We start from the raw sequence: 15,552 nt of genomic DNA, 5'->3' as shown, positions 1-15,552 counted from the left end.
TCGGTTATTTTAAAGTTTATTTGGTATTAGCCTAATTTTAGAAAATGTCAGACGCAATTGTAGTCATACCAACGTATAACGAAATTGATAATATAGAAGCGATTATTGAAGCAGTTTTTGCTCAAGAAAGGACTTTTCATGTGTTGATTGTAGACGACAATTCTCCTGACGGAACTCACAAAAAAGTTAGTGAACTTCAAGAAAAATATCCAACACAATTATTTTTAGAAGTCAGAGAAGCTAAAACAGGCTTGGGTACTGCTTACATTTATGGTTTTCGATGGGCTTTAGCACGCGCTTATGAATATATTTTTGAAATGGATGCTGACTTTTCACATAATCCAAAAGATTTAGTTCGCTTATTGGCTGCTTGTCAAGAAGAAGACGCAGATGTTGCTATTGGTTCACGTTATGTAAAAGGTGTAAATGTAGTCAATTGGCCAATGAATCGTGTGCTAATGTCATATTTTGCCTCAAAGTACGTACGCTTTATTACAGGAATTCGCATTCATGATACTACGGCAGGATTTGTCTGTTATCATAGAAAAGTGCTCGAAACCATTGGTTTGGAGAATATCCGATTTGTCGGATATGCATTTCAAATTGAATTAAAGTTCAAAGCTTGGAAACTCGGTTTCAATATCAAAGAAGTTTCAGTTATTTTTACCGATAGAACCAAGGGAGAATCTAAAATGGATAGCTCTATATTCTCAGAAGCCTTTTTCGGAATTATAAAAATGAAAATTCGAAGTATGTTTACTAAAACAAAACGCAATGCATAAAATACTACTAAAAAACGCACAACTAGTTAGTGAAGTCGAAGTAAAAACGGCTGATATTTTAATTGAAGGGGAACGAATTGCTAAAATTGGAGTCAACCTCACCGAAGAGGCTGATGAAGTGATTGATATTACTGGAAAGCATATTTTCCCAGGCGTAATTGACGATCAGGTGCATTTTAGAGAACCAGGATTAACGCATAAAGCAAATATTGGTACAGAATCACGAGCAGCCATTGCAGGTGGAATTACTTCTTTTGTGGAAATGCCAAATACAAAACCACAAACAACTACTGTTGAAAAGCTTCAAGAGAAATTAGACATTGCAAAAAAAACTTCGTTTGCCAACTATTCATTTATGTTTGGAGGAACAAATGACAACTTAGATGAAATCTTAAAAGTTGATCCAACACAAGTAGCTGGATTAAAACTATTTTTAGGTTCGTCTACAGGAAATATGTTGGTAGATGATGCAGCAGTTTTAGAAAAAATATTTTCAAGTACCGATATGGTGATTTCTGTGCATTGTGAAGATGAAGGAACCATCCGAAAGAATTTAGCAGAATACAAAGAGAAATATGGAGATGATATTCCAATTGAGTATCATCCGATCATTAGAAGTGAAGAAGCATGTTATTTATCTTCTTCAAGAGCGATTGAATTGGCAAAGAAAACAGGTGCGCGTTTGCATGTATTTCACTTATCAACAGGAAAAGAAACCAATTTGTTTGACAATTCCATTCCGTTAGAAAAAAAGAAAATTACTGCCGAAGTATGTATTCATCATTTATGGTTTTCGGATGAAGACTATAAACGAAAAGGAACACATATCAAATGGAATCCTGCGGTGAAAACTGCAAATGACAGAGATCAATTGTGGGAAGCTTTATTGGACGATCGTATTGACGTTATTGCAACCGATCATGCTCCTCATACTTTAGAAGAAAAGGACAATCCATACACAAGTGCTCCTTCGGGCGGACCGTTAGTGCAACATGCGTTAAACGCTATGATTCAAGCACACAAACAAGGAAAAATTTCTTTGGAGAAAATTGTACAGAAAATGTGCCACAATCCAGCACGATTGTTCCAAGTAAAAGAAAGAGGTTTTATCAAAGAAGGCTATTATGCTGATTTGGTTGTAGTAGATTTAGAAAAATCATACACGGTTTCTAGAGACAACGTATTGTACAAATGTGGTTGGTCGCCATTTGAAGGAGTCACGCTAGATAGTGTCGTTACGCACACATTTTTAAATGGTAACTTGGCGTATCATGAAGGAACGTTTTCTGAAAAACGTCATGGAAAACAATTAGAATTTAACAGATGAAAAAATATATAATTTGCTTACTAACTGTACTGTTGACAATAGTTTCTTGTAATGAAGAAGCTGTGCCAAAGCCTGATAATTTGCTGTCTAAAGAGCGAATGGCAGCAATTTTATATGATATATCCTTGATTAATTCGATAAAAGGAGTCAATAAAAAGAAATTGGAAGATGGATATATGCATTTAGATACTTATTTGTACAAAAAACATGATACAGATAGCACACAGTTTTTGTCAAGTAATAATTATTATGCTGCCAATCCAGCTTTATACAATGAAATTTATGGAATAGTTCCGGCTAGGCTAACTAAAGAACGAAAAAAAGTAGGCGACGAGTTGGAAGCTGAACAAAAACGTAGAGATTCTGTTCAGAAATCGAAAAAATTAGCACGCAAGAAAAAGAATGATTCTCTAACAAAAGCAAAACCAAAAACGGAGTTTGGAGATGCTTCAAATGATGGATAGTAATTTATTGTTTGAAATATTTAGTGTCCAAATAGCCTTTGTGAAACTCTACGAGGATAGTGTCTCCGTTTTTTAGATCGTAAATTGATGGTAGATTTTTTTCTTTACGGATATCATCAATAATGGATATTTCTCTTTTATTAAAAATAACGTATTCTCCATTAATTGCATGTAGCTTTTTTTGAGTATTGTCACTTTCAATTTTATATTCTTTTTGAATGATCTCTGAAGTATAGTAAGTATTTGCACATAATACTGTTTTTTCAACAAAACTATCTAAAATGAAAGCTGAAAATATTGCAGGGAAGATTGCTAAAAAACCACTCGCAATGAGACTTTTTTTATTTTTAACAAATAGAAGACCAATCAGAAATGTGGCATACATAATTCCTGCGCTTATAAAAAAGTATTTCCAATAATCGTACTCGAAATTCACTGTGTCAATAAACAAGTATTTCTGCTTTATATGTGGCGTCATTATATGCCAATCCAAAAAAATAAGTGCTGACACAATTAGTATTGGAAGTATCGAAGGCTTTACATACTGTACAAAGTCACTAAAAAATCTCATTTTATACATTATTTTTATAGCGCTTACATACACGTGCAATAGTTTCTTCTACAGGTGTAAACGAAAAATCTAATGCTTTTTGAATTTTACTACTATCATAAAGTGTTTGTGATTGAATTGATTTAGCCATCAAACGCGTCAATCTTCTGTGTTTTCCTGTAAAAAACTGTCGCCACCAATCCATACGCCAAGCAATTCCCAGTAAAAATGAACTAGCTTCTTTTTTTGGAGCTTGCACATTCAATGTTTTTGCGGTGAGATTTGAGAATTTTTCAAAACTCCAATTTTCGGCAACTAGAATAAAGCGTTCGTTTTTAATATCACTATTCATCAATTGAACCATGGCAGAAACGACATCTATCACATCAACATAGCCTAAAATTCCTTTAGTATAATATTTTAATCCTTTGTCAATTTTTCGGAACAAGGAACCACTTCCGCCACCACGCCAAAATCCTGCACCCAAAATAATTCCGGGATTCACAATCACCATGTCTAAATCTTCTTGCGAACCACGCCAAACTTCCATTTCAGAGCCGTATTTGGAAATTGCATATACACTATTATCAGCTTCAGCATTCCAGTGTGTTTCCTCTGTAATTGGAATAGTAGGATCTGTATTTTCACCAATCGCAGCAATAGAGCTTACAAAACAGATTTTTTTTACGCCATGTGCAATCGATAAATTCACAATATTAGCAGTACCTTCGATATTGACTTTACGGAGTTTTTCGAACAATTTCGGATCAAACGAAATCAAAGCCGCTACATGATATACGTAGGTAATATCTGGAAATACATTTTCTAAGGAAGGAACATCGGTCACATCTGCTTGATGCCATTCAATCTTATCATAAAAATAAGGAACATCGTCAAAATAATACCCAAAAACAGTTTTGACAGTTTCTAGTTTTTCAGACGTTCTATAAATGGCACGAATACGCGTTTCCGTTTGTGCTAAATGTGCCAATAAATGCGCACCAACCAATCCAGTTCCTCCAGTGACTAATATCATGCCACTAAAATAAACTTTTTTCTTTTCACTTTTATATCTTTGCGGAGCTTTAAAAAGAATATACAATGAATAGCAATTTAGTAGAAGAATTACGTTGGAGAGGAATGATACACGATATTATGCCAGGAACTGAAGAACAATTGAACAAAGAAATGACGACTGCGTATATTGGATTTGACCCAACATCAGATTCATTACACATTGGAAGTTTGGTTCCTATTATCTTGTTGATGCATTTGTATAAGTCTGGACATAAGCCAATTGCTTTGGTTGGAGGCGCAACAGGTATGATTGGAGATCCTTCAGGAAAGTCGGACGAGCGTAACTTGTTAACAGAAGATATTTTAAATCATAATGTAGCTGGAATTAAACGTGTGTTATCTCGCTTTTTAGATTTTAATTCAAATACTGATAATGCACCAATTTTAGTGAATAATTACGATTGGATGAAAGATTTTTCATTTATCGATTTTGCACGTGATGTAGGGAAGCGAATTACCGTAAATTACATGATGGCAAAAGATTCTGTAAAGAAACGTGTTTCTAGCGAAGGAGCAGGAATGTCGTTTACGGAGTTTACTTACCAATTGATTCAAGGATACGATTTTTACCATTTACATAAAACGCACAACTGTTTGTTACAAATGGGAGGATCGGACCAATGGGGAAATATTACGACAGGAACAGAATTAGTGCGTAGAATGAACGATGAAGCTTCAAAAGCATACGCCATGACTTGTCCATTAATCACTAAAGCTGATGGTTCTAAATTTGGAAAAACAGCTGGAGGAAATGTATGGTTAGATGCTGATAAAACTTCGGTATACCGTTTCTACCAGTTTTGGCTAAATGCTTCGGATGTAGATGCAGAAAAGTATATTAAAATCTTTACATTTTTAGATAAAGAAACAGTAGAAGGTTTGATTGCTGAGCATGCTGAAGCGCCACACGCAAGAGTTTTACAAAAGCGTTTAGCGCAGGAAGTAACTACTTTAGTGCATGGGGAGGAAGCTTTAGAAAATGCTATTAAAGCAACGCAAATTCTATTTGGGAAATCTACTGCAGAAGATTTCAAGCAATTGGATGAGCAAACTTTATTAGATGTGTTTGAAGGTGTGCCTCAAGCGGAAATCGATAGAGCTGATATTGAAGAAGGTTTAGATATGATTGCTGCATTGTCTGCTAAAACAAATTTCTTAAACTCTAATGGAGATGCAAGAAGAGCTTTAAAAGAGAATTCTGTAGCAGTGAATAAAACGAAAGTAAAGGAAGATTATAAAATCACTACAGACGATTTAATCAATGATAAATTTATAACCATTCAACGCGGAAGGAAGAAAAATTTCTTGTTGATTGTGAAGTAAGGTTTAGACTCGGCTTCACCTTTTAGACACACTGATGCTTTTAGATTGTTAGTGTCGGCTTTACCTCTTAGATATTAAAAATAAATAACCCTGAATATAGTGTAGTAGGATCTATATTCAGGGTTTTGATTTTATTAAATAATAAACTAATAAGATGTTAAACTTACAGTTTGTTCGTATTGTTGCGATAAACCTTACAAACAAGCTTATTAAAATTTTTATTTTACGGGTTTACACCAGCGTATGGTATGCCCGTAAGTCTGTGCATTTCTATGTTTAATGTACTTAAATCTGAAAAGTTAAACTTCTTAATATTGTCATGTCCGCAAGATCGTGCTACAACTTTTAAAAGATCGTTGGAAGCAGTAAAGAAGTTGTGTAATTGTTTTGCTGATTGATCAATAATAAGTCGTGCACGTAAGTTTTCTTTTTGAGTGGCAATTCCAACAGGGCAATTATTACTTCCACAAGCACGCATACCTAAGCAGCCTATAGCTTGTAAAGCAGCATTCGAAACGGCAATTGCATCTGCGCCAAGCATCATGGCTTTGGCAAAATCTTCTGCAACACGCAATCCACCTGTAATCACTAAAGTTACATCTTTTGCGCCAACATTGTCTAAATGTTTTCTGGCTCTTGCTAATGCAGGAATGGTTGGCACATTGATGTTGTTTCGTAAAATATTTGGAGCAGAACCAGTTCCGCCACCACGGCCATCTAAAATGATATAATCTACACCAACTGCTAGCGCAAAATCGATATCTTCTTCAATTCTACTCGCGGCAATTTTAAAACCAATAGGGATTCCATCTGTTTGTTGGCGAACTTCTTCTGCAAAAGCTTTAAAGTCATTTACGGTAAATAAATCTGGAAATGCTGCTGGTGATATGGCAGCTTCGCCTTCTTTTAAACCACGAACTTCTGCAATTTCTTTGGTAACCTTGCTTCCTGGTAAATGGCCACCAGTTCCTGTTTTAGCTCCTTGTCCGCCTTTAAAGTGAAAAGCTTGTGCTTTTTTGACTTTATCCCAAGAAAAGCCAAATTTTCCAGAAGCCAGTTCGTAAAAGTAGCGTGAATTGTTGGCTTGTTCTTCTGGAAGCATTCCGCCTTCACCAGAACAAATTCCAGTTCCGCTTAATTCAGCTCCTTTTGATAAGGCAATTTTTGCTTCTCTAGATAAAGCGCCAAAACTCATGTCAGACACAAAAACAGGCATGTTTAAATACAAAGGTTTTTTTGCTCTCGAACCAATAGTAACTTCTGTATTCACTCCTTCATGATCTAATAAAGGACGTTTGGAAAGTTGTGCAGGTAAAAACTGAATATCTTCCCATTTAGGCAAAGTATTTCTATCAACTCCCATAGAAGAAGATGGTCCGTGATGCCCGTAATTTTTGAGTCTGTTTTTAGCCAACTCTTTAATAAACCCAGTATAAGGTTCTGTTGCTTCAGGATGTGTATCGGCATACGTTCCTAAGTATTCATCTCGCTGAAAAGGTTGTGGATGTTCTGTTTGAAAAGCTTTAATTTCTGCTTCGTCAACAGCTAAGATATCACTGTCAATATAGGTGGTGAATTTGTGTAGTTTTTCTTCGTCATTGTATTCGCTAACTCCTGTATCATAGCGATAATCCCAACCGTGAAGTCCACAAATAAGATTGTTGCCTTGTATAAAACCATCAGACATTAATGCGCCGCGATGCAAACATCTTCCATAGAGAATGGAAATGTCCTCTCCGTATTTTATAATAACTAAATCAGTATTGAGCACTAATGCGTGTGAAGGTTTCTTTTCTTCGAGGGCAGAAACCTTGGCAATTTCAATACATGTTTTTGACATATTTTTAGTGGTTAACAGTTAGGTTGTTGTAACTGTTAAGATAATGATATTTTTGAAATACCTGAATGTGTAAAAGTGAGCTGTTTGGGGCTTAAAATACCATCAAATTACAGCCTCTGATGTCAGAATGATCAAAACGTCCGAGGATTTCAAAAGTTTCATCAGTATGTACTTTACCTAAGTCTTGTGTAGCAATAAAAGCGCAGGAATTGATATTTGCCAAATCAATTACATTAATTCCTCCTGATTTTCCTTTGGGTTGAATGGTTAACGCATCTTCTGGATCGCGTGTGTAGAGTTTCATCCAAGGCGGTGTATCAAAGATTCCGTCTCCTTTAGAATAGCCTTGCGAAAGTAATTCGGTCATGCCATATTCGGAATGAATTTCTGAGACTCCAAAACCTTCACAGAGTTGTTGATGTAGTTCAGTACGAATCATTTCCTTTCTAAGACCTTTCATACCGCCAGTTTCCATTACAATGGTATGTTTCAAGTTAAATTGTGTTGTTTCAATCAAATCTAACAACGCAAAAGAAACACCAATTAACAATACTTTTTTTCCTTGTTGATCGAGTTGCACGAGTTTTTCAGTGAGAGCTTTTATATCATGCAAATAAAATCCACTTTCAGGCTGTTTACTCCGTTGTATTAGGTCGTTTGCCATATAGACTAAAGAGGAGCCTTTTCGTTCTAAATAGTTTGGTAATAAAGCTAAAACGACATAGTTTTCAATGTTTCCATAAAAGTATTCAAAACCTTTGCGGTAACTTTCTTCGTAGACGGAAATATCTGTGACAAGATGTTTGCTTGGTGTACTTCCTGTAGTGCCTGAGCTTGTAAATGTTTCTTGAAAAGGATGCTGATTAGAGACAATTTCATGTGACTTGAAAAATTGTATGGGAAGAAACGGAATATCTTCAATTTTTGTAATGTCGCTTGGGTGCACATATAGTAAGTCACAAAACGAACGATAAGTACGATTATTTTCAAATTGATACTGAAATGTTTGAAATGCGCAGGTTTCAAAATCAGCTTCATTTTTAATATTGAAAATAGTGTTGGAATTCATTTTGATGTAAACTATGCTGCAAAAGTATAAAATAAAAAAAAGCATCTTGAAAACTCAAGATGCTTTTTGAATATTGTGTGTGATAAAATTACTTGATCACTAATTTCTTAGTAGCAGATTTACCGTTATCTGTAATTTTAACTACATATACTCCTGATTGTAAATCAGCAATGTTTAATGTATTTGTAATTGTGGTGTTGATTACTTGCTTTCCAAGAATGCTATATACTTGAACATCTTTTGTATTGTTTGAAGCAGAAGCAATAGTTACTATATTTCCAGTAGCAGGGTTTGGATACATGTTGAATTCAGTTGTTCCAAATTCTTCAGTGCTTAATGTAGTATCAATATCACTAGAAAATCTTGGCAAAACTTGGTATGATCCGTTGAACTCACCACCTAAACCAATAATATCAACTGGTACAGCAGGGATTGCAGTTCCTATTAAGTCTTCATCACCAAAAGATGCTCTACAAACAGTTGTGTCTGAACCACCAGCAGTAGTTACTGTGTAGTTTGTATTATCCGCAAAATTCCCCATATCTGAGAACTCTACGTTTAATACTCTAATTAATCTACTTTCGTATGCTTCTCCATTTGTAGCTAATTCGTTAGCAGTTACAAATAAAGGTGTAATTGAATTTCCACTAGAAGAAGCTCCAGGTAAGTTTGAAATAGGTACAAACTGAAGTACTCCACTAAATTGAGATAATTGTCCTTGTAATCCGAAGATTCCGTCTCCTGCTGCTAAAGTAGTGCTAAGTGTTCCAGCAGTATCATCAATTAAGATTCCAGCACCACTATCTTGGATGTATTTTTGGTTTCTTGTATTTTCTGTTACGATGTAAGAGATGATAGCTTCCGCATCTAACTCATAGTAATCTCCTAAATTTCCATTTCGCAACTCTGTTATGCTACTTACTTGTGTGATACTTGCAACAGAGAAAGATACCATCTTTGTATCAATAACTATATTATTTTCCAGTAACTCAACAGTAACGCTGTACATTCCTCCGTTCATAGTAGGAACTGCGTAAGGACTTGAAACATCTGTATCCGTTGGATCACTGTTTACTGTAATATTTACTTGATTTCCGGCTACCATTAAGTCTAAGTTTTGTACTGTAAAAGAAACATCAACACTAGAAGTACCTGGATCAAAAGTAGCGCCGTCACCTGGCGTTACAATACTTACAGAAGGTATTGAAGAGTTGTTCATAATTTCTGTCCAGCTCTCAGCAACACGAATACCATCGATAAGGAACGTTGGAATATTGTTAGATTGACGAATAGCGATAGCACTTATGGTTCTTCCAGTAGTACCAGTATTTGTAGCTTCTGGCATTGCAGGTTCAGTAGCAGTTACTGCAGATAAAACGTGTAAGTTAGACACTCCTGAAGAAACCTCATAAGAAAATACTAAAAGGTATGTAGTATTTAAAGCGTACGATGTTGTTCCGTATGTTAAGGTAGAACTACTAGTTCCAACACCGAATTGTACACCACCACTTCCATCATCTCTTGCTCCAATTCTTGTAGTAAAACCACCAGCAATATTAAAGTGCATAAAATAGTTCCCGCTACCTACAGCACTTAAGTTTACTAGTGCACTTCCATATACTGTCCCAGATGAAATTCCTGAAAAAGATCTGTTCACATCTTGAGAAGTTCCAGAAACTGATACATGTCCACCGATTCCTGATGAAGGATATCCTGTCATTGTCAAACTTGGCGTTGCCACATACTGTACTGGATCTGAAGTACCTGAGTGCTGAGCCCATGCACCTCCACTAGCTGCAGTCAAGTCTCCATTCGTCATTCCATAATCGAAATTCTCTTCCAATACTTGTCCAAATGACAAAGAAGAGATCAATAATGCAACTAATAAAAAGTAATTTTTGTTCATACGATAAATTTTAACTATTTGTAATTATAGCACAAATATACAAAAGTAGCCGAATTGAAACACTAGACTTACGTATTTGTAGGTTGTTTTAACCATTTGATAACAAAAGTATTAATAGGTATAAAACAAAAAAACACTTTCAAATGAAAGTGTTTTTTTACAGATATGTTTTTTTAAGTTTAGTTTCCTACAGTCCAACCAGCTCCCCAAGTTGCATAGTCAGTTCCAGTTCCGTTTCCGTCACCAGCGATTAAATCAGCTTCTGTAAACATAACTCCAGTATCATTTTTAACTTTTGTAGTGATGTCAGTAAATGTAATATCAGTTACTTGTGTTTCTCCACTCGTTACTCCAGCTCCAGTTGGGCTATCAGTATCATTTCCATCTAAATCAAAACCTTCATTGTATCCTTCTAATAATACATTGTTAAAGATCGCTCTTGTTCCAGCTCTTAAACGGATAGCTTCACTACTGTTAGCAGAACCTAATCCAATAATAGTTAAGTTAGTTACATTAGGAGCAGAGAAAAAGATTGGGCTAGAGTTGTTTCCGATATCAGTGTTGAAACCATCAGCTTCGATTCCTTTATCGTGATCAGCTCCATGCTTTACATATGCATTTGTGATAGTTCCAGTATATCCTTCAGTCCAGTCGATAGAATCATCTTGTGAATTTACAACAGAAATATAATCAGCGTTTACCGTTCCTCCAAAGAATTCAAATCCATCATCTTTTCCTTCAAATACTTGTACATACTCAACAGTAGTTTGATTTCCTACACCGTAGAAAGAAACACCATTGTTTTCAGACTGTCCATCAGCAGATCCTCCTGAATATTGTACACGTACATAACGTAATGTACCAGAGTTATCATTAGTTACTGTTCCTCCATAAGGTAAACTTGCAATTTCAGAAGTTGCTGTTGCGTTTCCAGATACAGAGTTAATAGGCGCACTTCCTAAAATAATTAATCCACCCCAGTCACCAGCAGCAGGTGCAGCAGCATCAGATGTAAATACAATTGGGCAATCAGCAGTTCCTTGAGCGTCAATTTGAGCACCTACAGAGATAGCAATATAAACATCAGCTCCACCAGCTAAAGCTTCAATTGTCATACATGGAGGAATCGTTAATGTTGTTCCTGCAGCCATGATTAAAGAACCATTGATTTTATATGTGTTATTTGCGTCAAGTGTTAAGTCAGTAGTATATGTTCCTGATAAGAAGATTGTTTGTCCTCCAGTATTTCCTCCTCCAGTTGTTGTGTTGTTCGTTACACTGTTATCTGTAATATTGATATCTGCAGTGTCATCTGATGCACATGAAGTTAAAGCTAAAGCTGCTAAAAGTGCAAATCCAAGTAGTATGCGATTTTTCATTGTGTTTTTTGTTTTAATTGTAATTTCTTAATTGTTGTGTTTGTTAAAATTTGTATTTTAATTGTAATCCGATATTTCTACCTCTATCAAATCCAGAGACTCCTTTACCATTTGTAGATGTTACTAGTACGTCTCCTCCGCTAGTTTCACGAACGTATTTGATGTCAGGATTTAATATGTTTCTTAGGCTAAAGTTCACTTCGAACTTGTCTGTGATTTTATTTCTTAAGATGAAATCTAAAGTCGGTACTGATTTCTCTACAATATTCCCTAATTGTCCAGAACCTAAAGCATCAATTCTATCTGCGAAGTATGAGAATACTAAGTTACCAGTTGGCTTGTAGCTTCCAAATGTTGGTGAGTAGCTTACATCTGCATTGATAATGAATGGAGATGCTCCTTGTAATTGCTCACTGTCATTTCTAAAGTTTACACTGTAAGTTCCTTGAATGACATCATATAAATCTTGTTCTGTATGCATGAATGTTGTATTCAATCCTGCTGAAAGCAATGTTTCTTCATCTTCGTTTTCCAATAAGTTCTTTCTAACTTCAATTTCAACTCCATATACATCTGCCTGTTCACCAGTTCTAAAGTAACGTTGTGTTCCTGTAGCATCAAAAGCAACTACTCGGTTTACAGGATCTGAGATTTGTTTTGCGAATGCAGATACAGAGAAGATTTCACCTTTTCCAAAGAACCACTCATATTTTACATCGAAGTTTAATACGTTTGAGTATGATTTATCACTTACGTTTACAAAGCTTGCATCATTAGCTCCTAATAAGTCAGGGTTACCACCAATTCTATTTGTTACATCGATGTATACGAATGGTGCAGTTTCTTTAAATTCAGGTAATGAAACCGTTCTACTTGCAGAGAAACGAAGATTTTGTTCTTCAGTTAATGCGTATTTAATATTTAAACTTGGTAAGATGAAGTTTTCATTAGCACTTCTGCTAGAGTTACCATTGTTTCCTAAGTTGATTACATCATAAGCAATACTTTGATCAAATGATTCAACACGAACACCAGGAACGATTAACCATTTACCAGTTTTAATTTCTGCGTCAGCATATCCTGCAAAGATGTCTAAATTTCCTGTGTATGTGTTTTCAGCCAATCCAGGTCTGTTGGTATTGCTTAATCCAGGGAATGCATTGATAACTTTGATTTCGTAAATTCCTCCAGAAGTTAAGTTTAAGTTTCCAGGAGTAAATACATTATTTAAATTGTTTACATCAGTAATCTGAAAATCTGAATCTACGATATCATATCCGTAACGGATGTTTTCAAAGTTACGCTCTTTGCTTCTTGCGTTGAAACCAAAGTTTAAGGTAAAGTTTTCGTTAGCTTCATACTTAGTATTTACACGTCCATTAAATTCTGTATCATCAATATCTTGGAAGTAACGTTGGTTATCATAATCTACGTTGCTAAAGAATGTCGGATTTGTTGTTGGATCATTATCCAAAGCAAACTGATAATTTTCAATACTAATACGCTTACGATCTGGTTGCTTTGCATATACCACGTTGTATCCTGTTGCCCAATCCAATTCAAACTTTCCTGATTTATGATTACCAATTAATTGGTTTACAAAAACTTGATTTTGATCAAACTGTGCGTTCATTTGATAAAAACCTTCATCTGTATTTAAAATAGCATCTCTGTTTCTACCTTTTCCATCAATACCAAAGTATCCAACTTCATTAGAAGAACTGTTGATAAATAAAGAGTTGAATTTTAACTTGTTTTTATCATTGATTTTATAATTCAAAGTTCCCATAGCAGTAGTAGTGGTACTGTATTCAAACTCTTCTGCATCTTGGAAAGCTTTCTTCTCAACTGTTGTAAAGTCTGTTGCTTCTCCTCTTCTGTATTCGTAACTATTATCAAAAGAAACTGTTCCGAAAACACTTAAACGAGAATCATTTTCAAAATCCCATGATTTTCCCCCTGAAACACCAAAAGTAACATTGATAGGTGCGCTTACCTCTTCTGGGTCAACTCCATGAGATAAAATCACGGCAAAAGGGTTTTGATTGTGTCTTGCATAATCTCCAAAGAAACCAGAACCTTCACTTTTTACAAAGTTTTCTCCAATAGCGTTTGTGTTTACACTCGATCCAGCAAAAGCTTCTACGTATCCTTTTCCTTTGTAATCTTTTGAGTTGATGTTTACATTACCAGCAGCAAAATCACCGTATTGTTGTCCAGAATACGCTTTGCTGATAGCTACATTTTCAATAACATCAGAAGCAAATAAGCTTAATTCAATATTCTTTTTGTTAATATCGTTTGATGGTAATGGCAATCCATTAAAAGTAGTGTTTAAGTAACGGTCACCCAAACCACGTACATACACGTTGCTAGATCCTTCTTGTTTTGATACACCAGAGATTTTAGTTACGGCACCAGCAGCATCGCTTACACCTTTTCTAGCCAATTCCTCTGCTCCGATAATTTGCTTGATATCTTTAGATTTCTTTTGCTCTAATAAGGTAGCAGCTTCTGAAACTTTTCGAGTTGTCGCTGTAATGACAATAGCGTCTAATGCAGCAGCATTAACAGATAAAATTACATCTACGTTTGTAATCTTTCCAGGATTTACAATAACATTAGCAACTTCTTGTGTCTTGTATCCAACAAAACTAAATATTAATGTATAAGTACCAGGAGCTACATCGTTTAATTGGTATAAACCGTCAAAATCAGAAGTGGTTCCTTTTGTAGTACCTTTAATTGTTATATTAGCAAAAGGTAATGGTTCATTATTAACTTCTTTATCTTGCACTTTTCCAACGATAGAACCGTTTTGTGCAAATCCTATAATAAAGGTAAAGAATAGGAGAATCGTAAGTGTAAATTTTTGTCTCATCTAAGTTTTTATTTCACAGCGCAAAGAAATGAGCAAAGTGTAAAGATGATGTTACTTGCAGGTTAAAACTTTGTAATATGTATGTTAGCTTAATGTTATGATATTAAAAGAGTGTTAACAGGTTTCAATAATTAATTTTATATTTACTTTTGTGGAGTTATCTTTGATTTAAAGAAGATATAATAGAAACAAAATCAACTACTTAAACTAAAACAGTACGCAATGAAAAAAAAGGATATTAAAATATTGCTTGTCGATGATGAGCCAGATATCTTAGAAATTGTAGGATATAATTTATCTTCTGTAGGCTATCAATTAACAACAGCTTCTAATGGAGTTGATGCGATTGCAAAAGCAAAAAAAGTAAAACCACATTTAATCATTATGGATGTCATGATGCCCGATATGGATGGTATTGAAGCTTGTGAAAATATTAGAAAAGATAGCAGTTTGGCCCATACCATTATTACATTTTTAACGGCAAGAGGAGAAGATTATTCGCAAGTAGCTGGTTTTGATGCTGGAGCAGATGATTTTATTACAAAGCCAATTAAGCCAAAGGTGTTGGTAAGTAAGGTAAAAGCATTGCTTCGTCGATTAAAAGATGATGATGAAAATCCGCAAATTGTTACGGTTGGAAACATTGTAATTAATAGAGAAGAATACAAGATTGAAAAAGATGGTGAAGAAATCATCTTGCCAAGAAAAGAGTTTGAATTATTATCATTGTTAGCTTCGCGTCCTGGAAAAGTGTTTAAAAGAGAAGAAATTTTAGATAAAGTTTGGGGAAATGAAGTAATTGTTGGTGGACGAACCATTGATGTACATATTCGTAAACTGAGAGAAAAAATTGGCGAAAACCACTTCAAAACTGTAAAAGGTGTTGGGTACAAATATGTACATTAAATTGAATAGTATAAATAAGAAATGATTGTATCTCAAAAGTAGAGGAAG

General features: G+C 35.0%; 12 protein-coding genes. 5 read left to right on the top strand and 7 right to left on the bottom strand.

Annotation, left to right across the window (positions count from 1 at the left end; all coding sequences use genetic code 11):
* Positions 1 to 44 precede the first annotated feature (44 nt).
* Genes MK119_RS00145 through MK119_RS00135 form a run of 3 tightly spaced genes read left to right on the top strand, consistent with a single transcriptional unit; the run spans position 45 to position 2,573 of the window.
* A complete protein-coding gene (locus tag MK119_RS00145) occupies positions 45 to 782 on the top strand; it encodes a polyprenol monophosphomannose synthase (protein WP_290669234.1) in 738 nt (245 codons plus the stop codon).
* A complete protein-coding gene (locus tag MK119_RS00140; protein WP_290669231.1) occupies positions 775 to 2,109 on the top strand; it encodes a dihydroorotase in 1,335 nt (444 codons plus the stop codon). The genes MK119_RS00145 and MK119_RS00140 overlap by 8 nt, the downstream gene beginning before the upstream one ends.
* Positions 2,106 to 2,573: a DUF4296 domain-containing protein gene (locus MK119_RS00135; protein ID WP_290669229.1), complete on the top strand. Its 468-nt coding sequence runs from the start codon at positions 2,106 to 2,108 to the stop codon at positions 2,571 to 2,573. Before MK119_RS00140 ends, MK119_RS00135 begins: the two co-directional genes overlap by 4 nt.
* A 4-nt stretch (positions 2,574 to 2,577) precedes the next feature.
* Here MK119_RS00135 and MK119_RS00130 read toward each other — a convergent pair whose 3' ends face one another.
* Both MK119_RS00130 and MK119_RS00125 read right to left on the bottom strand, forming a co-directional pair.
* The gene (locus MK119_RS00130) at positions 2,578 to 2,958 is read right to left on the bottom strand and encodes a hypothetical protein (protein ID WP_290669226.1); all 381 of its coding nucleotides are present in this window, start codon (positions 2,956 to 2,958) and stop codon (positions 2,578 to 2,580) included.
* 187 nt (positions 2,959 to 3,145) lie between these two features.
* Entirely contained in the window at positions 3,146 to 4,159 is a 1,014-nt protein-coding gene (locus tag MK119_RS00125; protein ID WP_290669223.1) for an NAD-dependent epimerase/dehydratase family protein, read from the bottom strand.
* A 65-nt stretch (positions 4,160 to 4,224) separates the two neighbouring features.
* On the opposite strand from MK119_RS00125, the gene tyrS reads away from it, so the two are divergent.
* Positions 4,225 to 5,523, top strand: coding sequence for a tyrosine--tRNA ligase (gene tyrS / locus MK119_RS00120; protein ID WP_290669220.1), 1,299 nt, complete (start codon positions 4,225 to 4,227; stop codon positions 5,521 to 5,523).
* A 223-nt stretch (positions 5,524 to 5,746) separates the two neighbouring features.
* Here the strand turns inward: tyrS and MK119_RS00115 are convergent, their stop codons facing one another.
* The 5 genes from MK119_RS00115 to MK119_RS00095 form a co-directional block, all read right to left on the bottom strand.
* Entirely contained in the window at positions 5,747 to 7,363 is a 1,617-nt protein-coding gene (locus MK119_RS00115; protein WP_290669217.1) for a glutamate synthase-related protein, read from the bottom strand.
* Positions 7,364 to 7,454: 91 nt separating this feature from the next.
* Positions 7,455 to 8,432 (bottom strand): acyl transferase, encoded by a 978-nt coding sequence (locus MK119_RS00110; protein ID WP_290669214.1) that lies wholly within the window; start codon positions 8,430 to 8,432, stop codon positions 7,455 to 7,457.
* Between the two features lie 88 nt (positions 8,433 to 8,520).
* Entirely contained in the window at positions 8,521 to 10,338 is a 1,818-nt protein-coding gene (locus MK119_RS00105; protein ID WP_290669211.1) for a T9SS type A sorting domain-containing protein, read from the bottom strand.
* A gap of 179 nt (positions 10,339 to 10,517) precedes the next feature.
* Positions 10,518 to 11,717: a multidrug transporter gene (locus MK119_RS00100; protein WP_290669208.1), complete on the bottom strand. Its 1,200-nt coding sequence runs from the start codon at positions 11,715 to 11,717 to the stop codon at positions 10,518 to 10,520.
* A 43-nt stretch (positions 11,718 to 11,760) separates the two neighbouring features.
* Positions 11,761 to 14,598, bottom strand: coding sequence for a TonB-dependent receptor (locus tag MK119_RS00095; RefSeq protein WP_290669205.1), 2,838 nt, complete (start codon positions 14,596 to 14,598; stop codon positions 11,761 to 11,763).
* Positions 14,599 to 14,820: 222 nt separating this feature from the next.
* On the opposite strand from MK119_RS00095, the gene MK119_RS00090 reads away from it, so the two are divergent.
* Positions 14,821 to 15,504 carry a response regulator transcription factor gene (locus tag MK119_RS00090; protein WP_290669202.1) on the top strand — a complete coding sequence of 228 codons (684 nt, stop codon included), beginning with the start codon at positions 14,821 to 14,823 and terminating at the stop codon, positions 15,502 to 15,504.
* The last annotated feature ends 48 nt before the right edge of the window (positions 15,505 to 15,552 follow it).

It is taken from the genome of Kordia sp. (genome assembly GCF_022447245.1).
GTDB lineage: Bacteria > Bacteroidota > Bacteroidia > Flavobacteriales > Flavobacteriaceae > Kordia.
Note: the sequence above shows the minus strand (reverse complement) of the source record. Positions and strands in the feature narration are given on the sequence as shown.